Origin of the sequence: Paraburkholderia sediminicola, assembly GCF_046027355.1 — a bacterium.
GTDB classification, from domain to species: domain Bacteria; phylum Pseudomonadota; class Gammaproteobacteria; order Burkholderiales; family Burkholderiaceae; genus Paraburkholderia; species Paraburkholderia sediminicola_B.
In genome coordinates this window covers 164,816-181,495 of the sequence record NZ_JAQQEK010000013.1, presented here as the reverse complement: position 1 = coordinate 181,495, position 16,680 = coordinate 164,816, and the positions used below count along the sequence as shown (strand labels likewise).

General features: G+C 64.7%; 16 protein-coding genes. 4 read left to right on the top strand and 12 right to left on the bottom strand.

Annotated features, from left to right (window positions below; translation table 11 throughout):
- Positions 1-13: 13 nt before the first annotated feature.
- Both PQR42_RS23070 and PQR42_RS23065 read left to right on the top strand, forming a co-directional pair.
- On the top strand, positions 14-742 hold the full coding sequence (locus PQR42_RS23070) for an ABC transporter ATP-binding protein (RefSeq protein WP_408206334.1): 729 nt from the start codon (positions 14-16) through the stop codon (positions 740-742).
- On the top strand, positions 739-1,545 hold the full coding sequence (locus PQR42_RS23065) for an ABC transporter permease (RefSeq protein WP_408387466.1): 807 nt from the start codon (positions 739-741) through the stop codon (positions 1,543-1,545). Before PQR42_RS23070 ends, PQR42_RS23065 begins: the two co-directional genes overlap by 4 nt.
- A 43-nt stretch (positions 1,546-1,588) precedes the next feature.
- On the opposite strand, the gene PQR42_RS23060 is transcribed toward PQR42_RS23065, so the two are convergent.
- Complete coding sequence (locus PQR42_RS23060; RefSeq protein ID WP_408387467.1) at positions 1,589-2,146, bottom strand: DUF6013 family protein; 558 nt, start codon at positions 2,144-2,146, stop codon at positions 1,589-1,591.
- A gap of 362 nt (positions 2,147-2,508) precedes the next feature.
- Positions 2,509-3,531, bottom strand: coding sequence for a zinc-binding alcohol dehydrogenase family protein (locus tag PQR42_RS23055; protein ID WP_408387468.1), 1,023 nt, complete (start codon positions 3,529-3,531; stop codon positions 2,509-2,511).
- Between the two features lie 162 nt (positions 3,532-3,693).
- On the opposite strand from PQR42_RS23055, the gene PQR42_RS23050 reads away from it, so the two are divergent.
- The gene (locus tag PQR42_RS23050; RefSeq protein ID WP_408387469.1) at positions 3,694-4,647 is read left to right on the top strand and encodes a LysR family transcriptional regulator; all 954 of its coding nucleotides are present in this window, start codon (positions 3,694-3,696) and stop codon (positions 4,645-4,647) included.
- Positions 4,648-4,684: 37 nt separating this feature from the next.
- Here PQR42_RS23050 and PQR42_RS23045 read toward each other — a convergent pair whose 3' ends face one another.
- The 4 genes from PQR42_RS23045 to PQR42_RS23030 form a co-directional block, all read right to left on the bottom strand.
- Positions 4,685-4,987, bottom strand: a complete 303-nt coding sequence (locus tag PQR42_RS23045) for a hypothetical protein (protein WP_408387470.1) — start codon at positions 4,985-4,987, stop codon at positions 4,685-4,687.
- Positions 4,988-5,026: 39 nt separating this feature from the next.
- On the bottom strand, positions 5,027-7,975 hold the full coding sequence (gene ligD, locus PQR42_RS23040) for a DNA ligase D (RefSeq protein WP_408387471.1): 2,949 nt from the start codon (positions 7,973-7,975) through the stop codon (positions 5,027-5,029).
- 42 nt (positions 7,976-8,017) lie between these two features.
- On the bottom strand, positions 8,018-9,031 hold the full coding sequence (gene ku / locus PQR42_RS23035; protein WP_408387472.1) for a non-homologous end joining protein Ku: 1,014 nt from the start codon (positions 9,029-9,031) through the stop codon (positions 8,018-8,020).
- A 132-nt stretch (positions 9,032-9,163) separates the two neighbouring features.
- Positions 9,164-10,417: a cytochrome P450 gene (locus tag PQR42_RS23030; protein ID WP_408387473.1), complete on the bottom strand. Its 1,254-nt coding sequence runs from the start codon at positions 10,415-10,417 to the stop codon at positions 9,164-9,166.
- A 297-nt stretch (positions 10,418-10,714) separates the two neighbouring features.
- On the opposite strand from PQR42_RS23030, the gene serB reads away from it, so the two are divergent.
- On the top strand, positions 10,715-11,554 hold the full coding sequence (serB, locus tag PQR42_RS23025; protein WP_408206316.1) for a phosphoserine phosphatase SerB: 840 nt from the start codon (positions 10,715-10,717) through the stop codon (positions 11,552-11,554).
- A 51-nt stretch (positions 11,555-11,605) separates the two neighbouring features.
- On the opposite strand, the gene PQR42_RS23020 is transcribed toward serB, so the two are convergent.
- The 6 genes from PQR42_RS23020 to PQR42_RS22995 all read right to left on the bottom strand — a co-directional run bounded on the left by PQR42_RS23020 (position 11,606) and on the right by PQR42_RS22995 (position 16,677).
- A complete protein-coding gene (locus PQR42_RS23020; RefSeq protein ID WP_408288062.1) occupies positions 11,606-11,737 on the bottom strand; it encodes a hypothetical protein in 132 nt (43 codons plus the stop codon).
- A 49-nt stretch (positions 11,738-11,786) separates the two neighbouring features.
- Positions 11,787-12,236, bottom strand: a complete 450-nt coding sequence (locus tag PQR42_RS23015) for a hypothetical protein (protein ID WP_408387474.1) — start codon at positions 12,234-12,236, stop codon at positions 11,787-11,789.
- Between the two features lie 192 nt (positions 12,237-12,428).
- Positions 12,429-13,613, bottom strand: a complete 1,185-nt coding sequence (locus tag PQR42_RS23010; RefSeq protein WP_408206312.1) for a cystathionine beta-lyase — start codon at positions 13,611-13,613, stop codon at positions 12,429-12,431.
- 139 nt (positions 13,614-13,752) lie between these two features.
- Positions 13,753-14,424 carry a hypothetical protein gene (locus PQR42_RS23005; protein WP_408387475.1) on the bottom strand — a complete coding sequence of 224 codons (672 nt, stop codon included), beginning with the start codon at positions 14,422-14,424 and terminating at the stop codon, positions 13,753-13,755.
- Between the two features lie 49 nt (positions 14,425-14,473).
- Positions 14,474-15,658 (bottom strand): beta-ketothiolase BktB, encoded by a 1,185-nt coding sequence (gene bktB, locus PQR42_RS23000; RefSeq protein ID WP_408206308.1) that lies wholly within the window; start codon positions 15,656-15,658, stop codon positions 14,474-14,476.
- A gap of 68 nt (positions 15,659-15,726) precedes the next feature.
- Positions 15,727-16,677, bottom strand: a complete 951-nt coding sequence (locus PQR42_RS22995; RefSeq protein ID WP_408387476.1) for a sugar kinase — start codon at positions 16,675-16,677, stop codon at positions 15,727-15,729.
- Between the last annotated feature and the right edge of the window lie 3 nt (positions 16,678-16,680).

Here is a 16,680-nt window from a genome sequence, read left to right as displayed (position 1 = left end):
TACAAATTCACTCATGACCGATGTTCCCTTCGTCCTCGCCGACGGCATCGCCCGGCGCGATGCCGTGCGCGGCCAGACGCTACTGCAGCCGACCAGCTTCGCGTTGCACGCGGGCGACCGCGTCGCGATCACCGGGCCGTCCGGCTCGGGCAAGAGCGTGTTCCTGCGCGCCCTTGCGCTGCTCGATCCGCTTGATGCGGGACGCATCATGTGGCATGGCGCGCCGGTGGAACGCGCCGCCATTCCGCGCTACCGGCGCAACGTCGCGTATATCCGGCAGCGGCCCGCGCTGCTCGATGGCAGCGTCGAAGACAATCTGCGCTACCCGTTCGAGTTGCACACGTACCGCGACGTGCGTTTCGATCGCGCGCGCGCGGCGAACCTCGCCGCTCAGGCCGGCCGCGGCGACGACTTTCTCGACAAGCGCGCAAGCGAACTGTCCGGCGGCGAGGCGCAGATCGCCGCGCTGATTCGCGTGCTGCAACTCGCGCCCGAGGTTCTGTTGCTCGACGAGCCCACCGCCTCGCTCGACCCGGAGTCGTCGCATGCGATCGAAGGTCTGGTGCACGCATGGTTCGACGCCGATCCCGGCCGTCATGCGTCGATCTGGGTATCCCACGATCCGGCGCAAGCCACGCGCATGAGCGCGCGGCATCTGACCATGCGCGCCGGCGTGCTCGACGAAACCGCGCAGCGCGCGACACCGCCCGCGCATCAGGATCATCAGGAGTTCGGCCAATGACACTGCAAAACCTGAGTCTATGGGATGTCGCGATTGCCGCGCTGCTGATCGTCGTGAACGGTGTCGTCTCGGTGGCGCTCAAGCTCGATCTCGAGCGCAAGCTCGCGTGGGCCGCCGTGCGCACCGTCGTGCAGTTGCTGGCGATCGGCTACGTGCTCGGCTGGGTGTTCCGTTACGACCGCTGGTACGTGGTGCTGCCGCTGATGATCGTGATGACGCTGATCGCCGGCTTCGCGGGCGCGCAGCGCGGCAACCGCACGTATCGCGGACAACGCGCGGACAGCGTGCTGTCGATCTGGGTCAGTTCGTGGCTGGTGGCGGCGGTCGGGCTGTTCGTCGTGATCCGCATTCACCCGTGGTACGAGCCGCAGTATGCGATTCCGATTCTCGGCATGATTCTCGGCAATACGCTGACCGGCGTGTCGCTCGGCATCGAACGGATGACCGAGGAATTGACCGCGCGGCGCGACCGCGTCGACATGGCGCTCGCGCTCGGCGCGACGCGCTGGGAAGCGGCGCAGGCGCCGGCGCGCCAGGCCGTGCGCGCGGGCATGATGCCGACGCTCAATCAGATGGCCGTGGTCGGCGTGGTGAGCCTGCCCGGCATGATGACCGGCCAGGTGCTGGCCGGGCAGTCGCCCTTGCAGGCCGTGCGCTATCAGATCGTGATCATGTTCCTGATCGCCGCGTCGTCGGCCTTGGGGACGGTGGGCGCGGTGCTGCTCACGTACCGGCGGCTCTTTTCGGCGGAGCATCGGTTTCTGTCGGCACGGCTGGTGGAGCGTGTCGCGGCGCGGCGCTGAGCCGCGCTCAGACCCGCCGCTGTGCCCCCATCACGCGCCGGACTCAACGCTTCGCGCTAATCGCGACTTCCGTGCCGTCGCTGAGCGTGAGCGTTTTCGTGCTGCCATTGACCGGCATCGTGAATCGCACAATCTGACTGACGCTCACGTCGTTCGGACACTTGAGCGTTTTGCCGCCGCTCGTCACGGTTTTCACGCCCTTCGGCGTCTGCGCCTGGAAGCTCAATTGCACGGTCGCCGTTCCGTCGCCGCCGACCACCGGCGCGAAGCGGATCTGCGTCTGCCGGATCATCGCACCGTTGGTGTCGGTCGGCAGCGACGCGTAGTTCGGGCACGCATCCGTCGCGGGAACCGGGCCGCCCGGCGGCACGGTCTTCCACGTGAAGTCGTCCGATTCGCCGGAGCGGATCGTGCGGGTTTCCTGCGAATTGCCGAACTGTTTCGACGTGACGCGCACCGTGTAGCGGATCGGGCCGTCGAGGGCGGACTGGGATGTGACCGTGATCGGCGTGGCGGCGTGAGCCACCGGCACGAGCATGCCATGCGCGAGCGCGCATGCGAGAGAAGCGACAACTGAAACGGCGGAGAGTCTGAAGCTCATACTGTCACCTCGTTGTTGTGCCGCTGCGCGCCCGCTTCAGCGCTACTGCTCACGCACCGCCTGACTGGATGACGCCGGGCCGCGAGACACGCAACTGTTTTAGCATGATGCCCTGCCAGTCTAACGCCAAGCGGCGCTGCGCGCGCTGCCTGCTAATCGGGTGTTAACCCGCTTGCGGCGACGCGTTTTCTGCGCGTGTGGCGGCTCAGGCGCACGAAGGCGCCCGTCGCGCCGTACTGCTACAAATCGACGCGCGAGGGCGCCCGATCGCGCAGTGTGATGCGCATCAAATGAACATGGCCGGCGCGCATTACTGCGACGCCGGCCATGTTCGTTCAGGCCCGGTTCAGGCGAAACGCGGCTTACGCCTCGAAGCCCGTCAGCACCAGCTTGCCGATCGCGCGCCCTTCTTCGAGCAGTTGATGCGCGCGGCGCAGATTCGCGGCGTTGATGGCGCCGAGGTTCTGGCCGACGGTCGTGCACAGCGTGCCCGCATCGACGAGACGCGCTACTTCGGTCAACAGCTTGTGCTGCTCGATCATGTCCGGCGTGCCGAACATTGAGCGCGTGAACATGAACTCCCAATGAAACGCGGCGCTCTTCGCCTTCAACAGTTCGACCGGCACCGGCTTGCTGTTTTCCACGATCGTGCAGATGCTGCCTTGCGGCTTGATCACCTCGGCCGCGGCCGGAAAGTTCTTGTCGGTGTCGTTGAACATCAGCACGTAATCGACCTGGTCGATACCGAGCTTTTTCAGTTGCGCGGGCAGGTCGCCGAAGTGATCGACGATGTGATCCGCGCCCAGTTCCGTGGCCCATTTGGCCGATTCGGGCCGCGACGCGGTGGCGATCACCTTCAGCTTCGCGAGTTGCTTCGCCAGTTGAATGCCGATCGAACCAACCCCGCCCGCGCCGCCGATGATCAGCACGGTGCGGCCTTCGTCCGCGCCTTGCGGCGACACGCCGAGACGGTCGAACAAGGCTTCCCAGGCGGTGATCGCGGTCAGCGGCAGCGCGGCCGCGTGGGTGAAATCGAGCGACACCGGCTTGCGCCCGGCGATCCGCTCATCGACCAGGTGGAACTCGCTGTTGGCGCCCGGCCGCGTGATGCTGCCCGCATAGAACACCGGATCGCCGACCTTGAACAGCGTCACGTCCGGTCCGACGGCGACCACCGTGCCGGCGGCGTCCCAGCCGAGGACGCGCGGCGTCTTTTCGACCGTGTCTTTCGGCGCGCGCACTTTGGTGTCGACCGGATTGACGGAAATCGCCTCGACCTTGACCAGCAGATCACGGCCGGTGGCTTCCGGCTTCGGGATTTCGACATCGACCAAGGCTTCGGCTTGATCGATCGGCAAATAGCGATAGAGACCGACGGCTTTCATACATGCTCCTGTTGGTTCAGATGAAGTTTGAGGATCGCGATTTCTGCGGGCGGCCTGTCGTGCCGTTTGCGCGTCGTCGATTCCATTGGCGTCATCCTAAGGCGGTTCTTATTCTCTTAAAACCGTCATAATGGCTGAAACATCTTTTTGAATTTCAGACGAATGGACCTTCCTGTTTCGCCCACACGGACTTCGCCCGGCGAGCGGGAGCGGCTCGATCTGCTCGACGTCGCCCTGTTCGTGCGCGCCGCGCTGCTGGCCAACGTGTCGGCGGCCGGGCGCGAATTCGGCTTGTCGGCGGCGGTGGCCAGTTCCCGCATCGCGCAACTGGAAAAGCTGCTCGGCGCGCGTCTGCTGCACCGAACCACCCGTCGCATCAGCCTCACGCAGGACGGCGAAGTCTTCATGACGCGCGCCGAAGCCCTGCTCGACGCGGCCGCCGCCGCCCGCGCCTCGGTTGGCCGGGCGCAGGCCGAGCCGCAGGGCCGCTTGCGGGTCTCGATGCCGTCGTCGTTCGGGCGGCAGCACGTGTCGCCGGTAATCAGCGAATTTCTGCGCCGTTATCCCGGCGTGAGCGTCGATTTGCGACTGACCGATCAGTTGGTCGATCTCGTCGATGCGGGTATCGACGTGGCGATCCGCGTCGGCGTGCTGAAGGATTCGTCGCTGGTGGCGCGGCGCCTCGCGGTGAATCGGCGGGTGCTGTGCGCGGCGCCCGCCTATCTTGCCGCGCGCGGTACGCCGCATCACCCTTCGGACCTCGCGGAGCACGAGTGCATGATTCTGTCGGACCAGCGCGACTGGGCCTTCGTGACGCCCGCCGGACCGCTCGAGGTGCGCGTGAGCGGACGCCTCGTCACCGACAACGGCGAAGTGATCCGCGACGCCCTGCTGGCCGGTTTCGGCATCGCGCTCAAATCGACCTGGGACGTCGCGCCCTATCTGCGCAGCGGCGAACTGGTCAGCGTGCTGGACAGCTATCCGCTCGCGGAGAGCGTGTCAATCTGGGCGGTATATCCGAGCCGCTCGTTCGTGCCGCCGAAGACGCTCGCCTTGATCGAATTCCTCGCGGCGCATTTCGGCGATCCGCCTTACTGGGATAGAGAACCGGCTTGAGATAGATGCGCCGGCGACGGACACGAATCGATAATAGTCAGTGCTTGCCGCGTGCGCCGACGGTTCCTTTGCCATCGGAATTGACGTCGGTGTGCGCGTCGTTCTGTGTCTTTTGTTGATACTCGTCAGCGCCGCGGCGGTCGGTATCTTTCAGCCCGCGTTCGAGGTCGCGATGCGCCTGCTTGCCGACAGGACGCGGACCGTCCTCGTGCTGCGATTCCGGATCCTGATCGGCTTCATGCGGCAGCGGCGCGGCGGCCTCCTGCATCGATTTGGGCTGCTTTTTTCCGTACGGGTCTGCTTGCTTGTCGCCGTCGGACGATTGCGGTGAGGTCTTCATGGTGTTGCTCCTTGTCGTTCTGAATCGGTCCGTTGAAGCTTACTGCGCGTCATCCAGACGTTTTTTCATGGCCGCGGTGATGCGCTGACGCGTCTTCGCATAATCCGCCCACGGGTCGCTTTTAAGGTCGGCGAGGCGCTCGTGCAAATTCTCGATGGTCCATTGATCGCCCCCCGTGGTGGTGGCGACTTCGTCCCAGGAAAGCGGCACCGATACGCCCAGGCCCGGACGCGCGCGCGCCGAGAAAGCGGCGACCGTGCTGGAACCGCGGTTGTTGCGCAGGTAGTCGACGAAGATTTTCTGCTTGCGGTTCTGCGCGCCCATCTTCGCGCTGAAGTACTTGGGCAGCGTCGCCGCCATGTGCTGCGCGACGGCTTGCGAGAAGTCCTTCACCTCGTCCCAGCCGGCCTGTTTCGCGAGCGGCACGACCACGTGAAAGCCCTTGCCGCCGCTCGTCTTGCAGAACGACTTGAGGCCGAGTTCCTCGAGCAGCGAACGCGTCAGTTGCGCCGCTTCGATCATGCGTTCCCAACCCAGTGACGCGTCGGGGTCGAGGTCGAACACCACGCGGTCCGGTTTTTCGATATTCGACACGACGGCATTCCACGTGTGAAATTCGACGGTGCCCATCTGCGCGGCGCCGACCAGCGCCTTGAGCGTATCGACGGTGATCAGCGCCGGATGGCCCGGATCGAGGCCCGGATGCTGCGTGACGTTCGGAATCGACAGCTTCTGGCTGTGCTTCTGGAAAAACAGCTCGCCGCCGATGTCCTCCGGCGCACGCACCAGCGACACCGGGCGGTCTGTCAGATGCGGCAGCATCCAGTCGGCAACCGACTCGTAGTACTGCACGAGATCGATCTTGCGCGCGCCGCTGCTTTTGTCGATGACGCGATCGGGATGGGAAATGCGCACGCCGGCGACTTCGGCCGGAGTCGACGCGGCGTTCGATTTTGCCGCCGTGCCTTTGGTTGCCTTGGCTTTGGTGGCCGCGGTTTTTTTCGCAGCCGTCTTGGTGCTAACGTCTTTTGCGTCCGCCGTTTTCGCCTCGGCCTTCGAACTTGCCGCGCGAGTTTTCCCCGCGCCGGATGCGGCCGCAGTGCTAGCGGAAGTTTTACGCGCCGCGCGTTTCTTCGGCGCGTCGTCAGACATGGAATCGGTTTGCTGTTGCACGTCGGCTCCCTGGCGAGGTGTTTCCTTGACGATCTGGCGCGCCGGCTTGTCGTTGCGCAGACTCACGAACGACGCCTGACGCACGATGCCATCGCCCGTCCATTCCGCGAAATTGCATTCGGCGACGAGCACCGGTTCGACCCAATGCACCGGCGTGCGGCTGCGCTCGCGCGGCGCGGCGGCGAACGGCATGCGCGAGATCTCGTGCGCATCGAGTTCCTTCTTCACCGAGCGCAGCAACGCCGCGTCGAAGCCGGTGCCGACGCGCCCCGCGTACTGCAATTTGCCTTTGCCGTCGTAGACGCCGAGCAACAGCGCGCCGAACGCCGCGCGGCTGCCGGACGGTTCCGAATAGCCGCCGATCACGAACTCCTGGCGTCGGCGGCATTTCAGTTTGATCCACGTCGACGAACGTCCCGACATATAGCCACTGTCGCGCCGCTTGCCGATGATGCCTTCCAGCGCCATGTCGCACGCGCTCCTCAGCAGGTCTTCCGCGCTGAAGTCGAAATTGTTCGAGAAGCGCAACACGCTGTCGTCGACCTCTTCCATCAAGGCGCGCAAAATCGCGCGGCGCTGTTCGAGCGGCACGCCACGCAAGTCGTAGCCGTTCAGGAACGGTATGTCGAACAGGTAGACGATGATGTCTTGCAGACGGTTCGCATCGAAGGCGTTTTGCAGCCCCTGAAAACTCGGCACGCCGTTCTGGTCCAGCACCACGGCTTCGCCGTCGAGCCATGCGCTTTCGATGCCGAGTCGTTCGAACGCCTTGACCTGTTTGCTGAACTTCGCGGTCCAGTCGTTGCCGGCGCGGGTGAACACTTTGACGGCGCTTCCCTTGGCATCCTGATCGATTCGGGCCAGCACACGGTAGCCGTCGAACTTGATTTCGTACGACCATTCATCGCCGGGAGGCGCGGCGTCGACGAGCGTCGCCAGTTGCGGTTTGAAGGTCGCGGGCAAGCGGGCTTTCACCGCGCCCTCGATCGAGGGCGACGCGGCAAGTTCGCGCAGCGACTGCGCGTTACGCGTCGCGACGATGTCGGGTCGCCTGGGATCGGTGTGAGTCGATGAAGCGGCTTTCGCGCCGTTCTTGCCGGTTCGTTTTGCAACGGGCGTCGTATCAGAGACCGCAGCACCGGCTTTCGTGGCTGCGGCGGCTTTGCCTGTGCCCCTGGTTGCCGCGGTCCTCGTCGTTTTGCCGCCTTTGCCCGCCGAGGCGCTGCCGCTGAGCACGCTGCCCGGACGCTTCTTCAGAATGTCGTAGTCGCTCTCATCGCGCGCTTCGTCGTCGCGTTCCTTGATCAGCAGCCACTGCTCCTTGTCGCCACTGCCGCGCATATGGCTGCGCACCAGCGTCCAGCCGCCTTGCAGCTTTTCGCCATGCAGCCGGAATTTGAGCTTGCCGGCTGCGTATGATCGTGCCGCTTCCGCCGCGCCGCCAATCGGTTCCCAGGTGCCGCGATCCCACACGATTACGCTGCCCGCCCCGTAGTTGCCCGGCGGGATTTCCCCTTCGAACGAACCGTATTCGACCGGATGGTCTTCGACATGCACCGCTAGCCGTTTCACCGACGGATCGAGGCTCGGCCCTTTCGGCACCGCCCATGACAGCAGTGTGCCGTTCAGTTCGAGCCGGAAGTCGTAGTGCAAGCGCCGCGCGTCGTGCTCCTGAATCACGTAGGAGAGCGCCTCCTCGGCTGCCTGCCTGGTCGTTTTCCGGCCGCCTTGCTTGCGACTCGCGCGCGTGCCCGACGGCTCGGGCGTTTCGTCGAAGCGGCGCTTGCGGTTGTAGAGGTCGAGTCTGTCGTTCATGGCGATGACGTCCTCTTAGGTGGCTCAGGCGCGATGCCGGCGTCAGGCCGCCGCACGACGTTTACGGGCGGCCGGCGCGGATGTGGTCTTGGTAGCCGCACGGCCACCCGTGCCGCTGCTGCGCGTTGTTGTCTTACTCGCCGTGCGCGTCGCGCGCGGTTTCTTGCGGGCCGGCGCCTCAGTATCGGCTTCGGCGTCGTCTTCATCGCCGTCGTCGTCGTCCGCGGCGCGCTTGCGGCCGCCCGCCGCCGGCTTGCTCTTGCCGCGACCCAGGCTGCGTTTGAGCAGATCGGACAGATCGAGAATGTCGGCGGATTGACGCGACTCGTGCGGCGCTTCGACTTCGGTGATTTCCTCGGTCTTGCCCGCGCGAATCTTGCGATCGACCAGCGCCATGATGTCGTCGTGGAAGGTGTCGTGATACTGCGACGGATCCCACTTGTCGCTCATGTCGTCGATCAGCTTCTTCGCCATGTCGAGCTCGCGCGCGGATACGCCCGCGGCTTTCACACCGTCGGCCGGCAGCTTGAAGTCGTCGAAATCGCGTACTTCCGCGGCCCAGCGCAGCGTGTTCAAGGCCAGCACCGGACCCACCGGAATCAGCGCCGCCAGATGCTGCTTGTTGTGCAGCACGACGCTCGCCACGCCGATCTTGCCCGACGCCTTCATGGCTTCGCGCAGCAGCGCGTAGACCTTTTCGCCTTTGCGGTCCGGCGTGAGGAAATAAGGCGTGTCGAGATAGAGAAACGAAATGTCGGGGGCGTCGACGAACGCGAGAATATCGACCGTCTGCGTCGACTCGGGGTTCGCCGAGCGGATCTCGTCGTCCGAGAGTACGACGTACTTGTCCTTCTCGTACTCGAAGCCGCGCACGATGTTATCGCGCGTCACCTCCTTGCCGGTGCGCTTGTTGATCTGCTTGTAGCCGATCGGATCGATCGTGCGCTTATCCAGCAGATTGAAGCCGACTTTCTCCGATTGCGTCGCCGGATACAACTGCACCGGCACGTGCACGAGGCCGAAGCTGATTGCGCCTTTCCAGATCATGTGTGCCATCGTGCGCTCCCCTAGGCCGAAGACCTGAAGTGAAGCAGCAAGCGTGCCACGGCTTGCCGGGCACAGCCGGCGCGCGCCGCCCTCTGGCGGCTGCATGGGCAGGCTGTAAGTCTTGCGTCAGGCCTGCAAAAGCTACGCCGTTCGACGCCCCGCCGGTTCGAGTTCGAGCGGCACCGCCGCGAAGCCGCGAAACCGCACGCGCCCGCCGCGCGTCGGCTCGCCATGCAGGCGATAGGCCGGAAAGCGCTGGACGAAGCGGCCAATCGCGATGCGCGCCTCGAGTCGCGCGAGCGACAACCCGGCGCACTGATGGATGCCGAAGCCGAACGCAAGGTGCCGGTTCGGATCGCGGCGAATGTCGAAGCGGTCCGCATCAGCGAACTGTTCCGGGTCGCGATTGGCCGCGCCGATGCACAGCGTGACCGGCGTGCCGCGCGCCACCGCGACGCCGCCGATCTCGGTGTCGACGATCGCCATGCGGTTGCCGAGTTGATTCGAACTCTCGAACCGCAGACATTCCTCCACCGCCGATTCGATCAGCGACGGCTCGTGCAGCAGCGCCGCGCGCTGCTCGGGCCATTGCGTCAGCGTGACGAGGCCGTTGCCGATCAGATTGGTGGTCGTCTCATGACCGGCGTTCAAAATGAAAATGCAGTTCTGCAGCAGCTCAGCTTCCGACAATTGCTCGCCGCCCTCTTCACCCTGAATCAGACGCGTCAGCACGTCATGCTGCGGGTCGCCCGGCTCGCGCCGGCGTCGTGTGACCAGATCGCGCAAATAGTCGACGAATTCGTTCACCGCGCGATTGCCCCGTTCGAACTGCGCCTCGGTAAGCGACGGCTCGAGCGCGCCGAGAATCGCGAGCGACCAGTCACGCAACGGCTCGCGTTCCGCATGCGGCACATCCAGCAGATTGCCGATGATCTCCACCGGAATCGCCGACGCGAACTCGCCGATCAGATCGATCCGACCGCGTTCGGCGGCGGAATCGAGCAAGCCGTCGACGAGGCGCACCAGTCCCGGCTCCATGGCCGCGATGGCGCGCGCCGTCAGCGCCCCGGCGATCAGCTTGCGTACGCGCGTATGGCGCGGCGGGTCGTTGAAGACGAGACTCGTGGTGTGATGCGCGTAGAGCGGCGAGTCGCCATATTTCGGCTTGAATTCGACAGTCTTGTCGGAGCTGAATGTTTTCGGGTCGCGATACACCGCCTGCACATCGCGAAACCGCGTCAGAAACAGTGAACCGTCCGGCATGCGCTTGACCGGCTCGTGAGCGCGCAACGCGTGATAGACCGGATATGGATCGGCATGGAAAGCGGGATTGAGGTGGCGCAGATCGAAGTCGCGCGCAAGAGTGGATGCGTCGCTGGCGGTCGCCTGGGGCATGCGTTGTCTCCGTAGTGGTGCGCCTCGTCATGGGTGCCGGTGCGTTCGCGTGCCAGATGTTGCGCGCCGCGAGGTGGCGGCTGCGACGGTCGGTGCGCGCAGTGGCTGCGGGGCGTCGTTCGATGCGCCAGTATGAACCGCGCGCCGCAGGATTGCACGGCGCAATGCGCGGCGCCACCCGGGGCAGCATTCGGCGCTGATCGCCAGACGCGATGCGGACCGGCGAACCGTTACAATAGCGGGATTTTCCGCGCGCGCCGCGCGTCCGTCCTTTTCCGCGTTACCGCGTCGTCGTCCATGAACCTCGTCATTCAAAGCTCCGCGCCCCTTTCCGCCGATCATCACAAAGCGCTCGTCGCGCTCGCGCGCGGTTCGCACGCCAGCGTCATCGACGCGAACGCGATTCGCATTGCCGACGCACATGTCGCCCAACGAGCCGACCTCGACGTCTATTGCGGCACCCATCAATTGGACTACGCGTTTGTCGAAGCCGGCCGCCAGTTGCGCGACTTCGGGCTGGTCGCAATGGACATGGATTCGACGTTGATTACGATCGAATGTATCGACGAGATCGCCGACTTCTGCGGACTGAAAGCTGAAGTGGCCGCGATCACCGAGGCCTCGATGCGCGGCGAAATCAAGGACTTCAACGAGAGCCTGACGCGCCGCGTGGCGCTGCTGGAAGGCCTCGACGCGAGCGCGCTCGAGCGTGTGTACGAAGAGCGACTGCAACTCTCGCCAGGCGCCGAGCGGATGCTGGCTGGCGCGAAGGCGGCTGGATTGAAAACGCTGTTGGTGTCGGGCGGATTCAACTTCTTCACTGAGAAGCTGAAGGCTCGTCTCGGCCTCGATTTCACTCGCGCGAACACGCTTGAGATCGTGGACGGCAAACTGACCGGCAAGGTAATCGGCGAGATCGTCAATGCCGATGTCAAAGCACGCACGTTGCGCGAAACATGCGCGCAATTGGGCATTGAACCGAGCCGCGCAATCGCCATGGGCGATGGCTCCAACGATCTGAAGATGATGGCCGAAGCCGGACTCTCCGTTGCGTTCCGTGCGAAGCCGGTGGTACGCGAAGCGGCGAGCGTGGCGTTCAACCATGTCGGACTGGACGGCTTGTTGCGCCTGTTCTGATGCATTCGGATGCGCTGGCCGACGCAATGGCGGCCGGCGCTGGCAGTGGCTCTATTTTTTCAGAATGTCCGTTGTGAGTACCACGATCATGCTGATCGCATCAAGGCTCACGATGATCGTGGTCCACATCAAAAAGCGTGGGTAGATTTCCTCTGAGACTAGCCACAACGAGAATTTTTTCATGATTGCCTCCTTGAGAGGACCAGTATAAATGCTGCACTATCTGAAAAATCTAAATCAGCAGTACATGTAGGAATGCAAAGAAAGCTGCGGCAACGAGCGTGAAGAAAATTGACAGGGCTATTTCCGTGGGCGAAAAGCTTCCATTTGCAAGTGATCTGTTCCGCTGCGCCGCCGTCGCCCTTGCCCGCCCGGAATGTGGATTGACCAGCCCTGACATCACGAGGCCGGAACAGGCAAATGCCATCACACACAGTCCAACCGCGCAGTACGCCAGCACCGACGCCTCGCCACGGCCCCGCTCTAGTGCCGTCACCACCTCATAAAGCGCCGACGCAAACAGCCCGATCGCACACCAGAACAATTGGCCGTCTTTCACCGAGCCGGCAATCAACGCCTTTGCGACGCGCCAACCGAGCGCGGGTGCGACAAGCACTAGGGTAAAGATCGGGCCGATGATCGGCACGCCGAGATTCAGCAACATCCAGAAGAAAAGATTCATCGAAGCTCACCATGGCGCGGCAACCGTTAGTCGGAATGCACACCATCGTAGCGTCGAGATTTCACGCTGAACATTCGGCCGAATGGTTAGGCTTACTGGCTATATTGACACTCGCCGTTGACATGAAAAAAGCCCACCGGGAACATGTCCCGATGGGCCTGCTTGTCCTACGGAAAAACGTCGCTCGGACGTTTAACCTAGTGTGGCCAGAGACTGCTCCATATCCGCACGCAAGTCCGCCTCGGCTTCGAGGCCGATATAGAACCGCACCAACGTCCCGCGATGCGGCCACTGCCCTGCCGTGCGCATCGACGCGACGTTGTACGGCATCACGAGGCTGTGCGCGCCGCCCCAGCTCCAGCCGAGCGAGAAGAGTTCGAGCGACTCGCAGAACGTGTCGATTTGCGCCGGGCTATAGCGGCCGTCGAACACGACCGAAAAGAGGCCGCCCGCGCCCGTGAAGTCGCGCTTATAAAACTCATGGCCCGGACAGTCGGACAGCGCCGGGTGCAACACCGCGGCAATTTCCGGCCGCGTCTTCAGCCATTTGGCCAGGCCGAGCGCCGCGCGGTCATGCTGCTCGAAGCGCAGTTGCATGGTCGGCAGGCTGCGCAGAATCAAAGAGCAGTCGTCCGACGAGACGCCGATACCCATGCGCATGCGCGCCGCCTTCAGCTTCAGATGCAGTTCGCGATCGACGGTGATGGTCGCGCCCATCAGCACGTCGCCGCCGCCCGATTGATATTTGGTGAGCGCTTGCACCGAAATGTCGACTCCGTGATCGAACGGCCGGAAACCGAGCCCCGCCGACCACGTGTTGTCGATCGCCGTGACGACGTTGCGCGCGCGCGCCACTGCGGTGATGGCGGGCACGTCGGCCACTTCCATGGTCACCGAGCCGGGCGCTTCGAGCCAGATCAGGCGCGTGTTCGGCTGGATCAGATCGGCGATGCCCGCGCCGATCATCGGATCGTAGTAACGCACGGTGATGCCGAAATCGCGCGCCAGCCAGTCGCCGTGGTCGCGGTTCGGCGAATAGACGTTATCGGGAATCAGCACGTCGTCGCCGGCCTTGACGAGGCCGAAATACACGTTCGAAATCGACGACAGCCCCGACGGCTGCAGCAACGCGTGATTGCCGCCCTCGATGGTGGCAAGGCGCTGCGCCAGCGCGAGCGAAGTCGGCGTGGCGTGCAGGCCGTAGCGCCATTGCGCGTCGTTTTTCCAGTCGAGCGCGCGCATGGTCGCGAGATCGGGGAACACGACCGTCGACGCCCGCGTGACCGGCAACGAGAACGACTCGAAGCCCGGCGTGAGCTGGTCCTCGGCACGCACGATACGGGTTTGCAGACCGCGTTGGAGTTTGGATTGGGTCATGGTGAGTTTCGGTGAAAAGCAGACGGAAACGGAGGGCGCGCGGTTTCAGGGCGCGCGCCGCACACGCAAGAGTAGACGAGCCGGCGGGATTTCGCTTGCGAGCAGCGCGCGAGCTGTCGCACGCCGCGCGGTTGTGGGTTCACTCGCCGGTTTGCAGGTTGCTGACGCCGCCCACGGCGTGGCCACCGGTAGTGGCGGCGCTCGCAGCCGGCGCCGTGGCAGCGCCCGCGGAAGACTGCGGCGCAGCCTTGTTCGCCGCGGTCGCCGGCGCGCCGGGCGGCGGCACCGCCTGCCCTGCCGCCAGCGGCTTCAGATCGAACGGCTGCGGGTCGGAATCGTCGACGTTCATGCGGTCGCCCGCCACCGAGCCGTCCGCCGCGAACTTGCCGACCCAGTTGCCGGTGATATGGGTGCCGTCGTTCGATTCCTCGACTTCGAGCGTGTCGCCGTCGCGGTCGCCCGCGATCAGGATCACCGCGCCGGTGTCCGTGAACTGATATTCGCCGTGCACGCCAGACGGGTCGTCGCTCTTCGGGCCGAGCTTCAGCACGATCTGGCGCGAGCCCAGCATGCCGGCGTAGCGCGGGAATTTCGCGAATTCGGAACTGGGCTTGAGCGGCAACTGGATTGGCGGGGGCGCCGCCAACTCCTTCACCGCGTCGCTTTCCGCCCATGCCTGCGCGGGCAGCATCGCCCCGACGCAGGCACACAGCAATGCGGCAGCGCCCACTACACCCCGAGGGAAGCCCCCTTGGAGGACTGCCCAACTGCGCCGACGCACCGCACCCTTCATCGCTTTCAACTCCCGCATCCCTTCCTTCCTCATTGCTCGATACTGCTTGCTACTGACATACCACGCTTCAGATCCGTTCGAAGATCGCCGCGATGCCTTGCCCGCCGCCGATACACATCGTGACCAGCGCATAGCGCCCGCCGATCCGCTGCAGTTCGTACAGCGCCTTGACGGTGATGAGCGCGCCGGTCGCGCCGATCGGGTGGCCGAGCGAAATGCCCGAGCCGTTCGGATTGACCTTGGCCGGATCGAAGCCCAGTTCCTTGCTGACCGCGCAGGCCTGAGCGGCGAACGCTTCGTTCGCCTCGATCACATCGAGGTCGGCAACCGTCAGGCCGGCGCGTTCGAGCGCCTTGCGGGTGGCCGGCACCGGACCGATGCCCATGTAGGCCGGATCGACGCCGGCATGCGCGTACGACACCAGCCGCGCCAGCGGCTTGATGCCGCGCTGTTCTGCAAGGCTGCGCTCCATCAGCACGACGGCCGCGGCGGCGTCGTTGATGCCCGACGCGTTGCCGGCCGTCACCGTGCCATTTTCTTTCGCGAACACCGGCTTCAACTTCGAGAAGTCTTCCGGCGATGCGTTCATGCGCGCGTGTTCGTCCGTGTCGAACACGACGTCGCCTTTCTTCGACGGGATCGTGATCGGCAGGATCTGTTGCTTGAAGTACCCGCTCGTGATCGCGTTGGCCGCGCGGCGATGCGATTCGAGGGCGAGCGCGTCCTGCGCTTCGCGCGAGATGTCGTACTTGCGCGCGACGTTCTCGGCGGTCACACCCATATGGATCGACTGGAACGGATCGTTCAGCGCGCCGACCATCATGTCGACGAGGCGCGCGTCGCCCATGCGCTGACCGAAGCGCGCGGCCGGCATGGAGTAAGGCGCGCGGCTCATGTTTTCCGCGCCGCCGCCGATCGCGATGTCGGCGTCGCCGAGCAGCACGCTTTGCGCGGCCGAGACGATGGCCTGCAGGCCGGAGCCGCACAGACGGTTCACCGTCAACGCCGGCGCATGTTGCGCCACGCCGCCGTTGATCGCGGCCACGCGCGCCAGGTACATGTCTTTCGGTTCGGTATGCACGACGTTGCCGAACACCACGTGGCCGACTTCGTCGCCCGATACGTTGGCGCGCGCCAGCACTTCACGCACCACGCGTGCGCCGAGATCGGTCGGCGAAAAGTCTTTCAGACTGCCGCCGAAACCGCCGATTGCCGTACGCACACCGCTTACCACCACTACGTCCCGTTGCATCGCTCGCTCCTCTTCTAGTCTCTCAAGATGATCTTGCCTCGGCGGGCCGCGCTCTATAGCGCGTGTGTTCAGCCCGCCAGAAGTTGTTCGACCGTCGCGCGCGACGGAATCGGCGCCACCGCGCCGTAACCTTGCGTGGACAGCGCCGCGGCGACGTTCGCATAACGCGCCGCTGCAAATGGATCGTCACCCGCGACAATGCGCGCAATGAACGCGCCGCCGAAGCAGTCGCCCGCGCCAGTGGCATCGACGGCATTGACGACGTGGCCCGGCACGACGCGCCGCTCGTTCGGCGTCGCGATATACGAGCCCTCTTTGCCGAGCTTCAACGCAACGACACTCGGACCGTGCGACAGCAGGAAATCGACAATCTCGTCACGGCCGGTCAGTCCCGTGAGGTCGGTGACGTCATCCCAGCTCGGCAGGCAGATGTCGGTCTGGCGGATGGCTTCGAGCATGACCGCGCGCGCCCGCGCGAGCGGCCACAGCTTCAGACGCAGATTGGTGTCGAAGCTCACGCGAACGCCGTTGGCGCGCGCATGCGCGATCGCTTCCAGCGCCGCGTCGCAGGCGCTCAGGCTGATCGCGAGGCTGATGCCGGACAGATGAATCACCTTGGCCGCGGCGATCGCGTCGAGCGGCAGATCGTGCGGCGCGTAGCGGCTCGCGGCCGAGCCGGCGCGCAGATAGTCGAACGCGTGGCCATTCGGACCGTGCGACACGAAATAGACGCCAGTGGGCGCCTGCGGATCGACGCGCATCAGCGACGTGTCCACCTGTTCACGTTCCCACAGATCGACCAGCAGACGCCCGAAATGATCCGCGCCGACTGCCGACACGAAACCGGTCTGCGCGCCTTGCCGTGCGGCCGCGATGCAGAAGTTCGACGTATCGCCGCCGAAGCCTTGCAGATAGTTCGGCTGGTCTTTGGCTGACTGGTTGAATTCGATCATCGCCTCACCGAGCGCGAGGATCTCGGGGCGCCGGGCTTGCGGCGCTGCAGTCGTGCTCACCGTCATCGA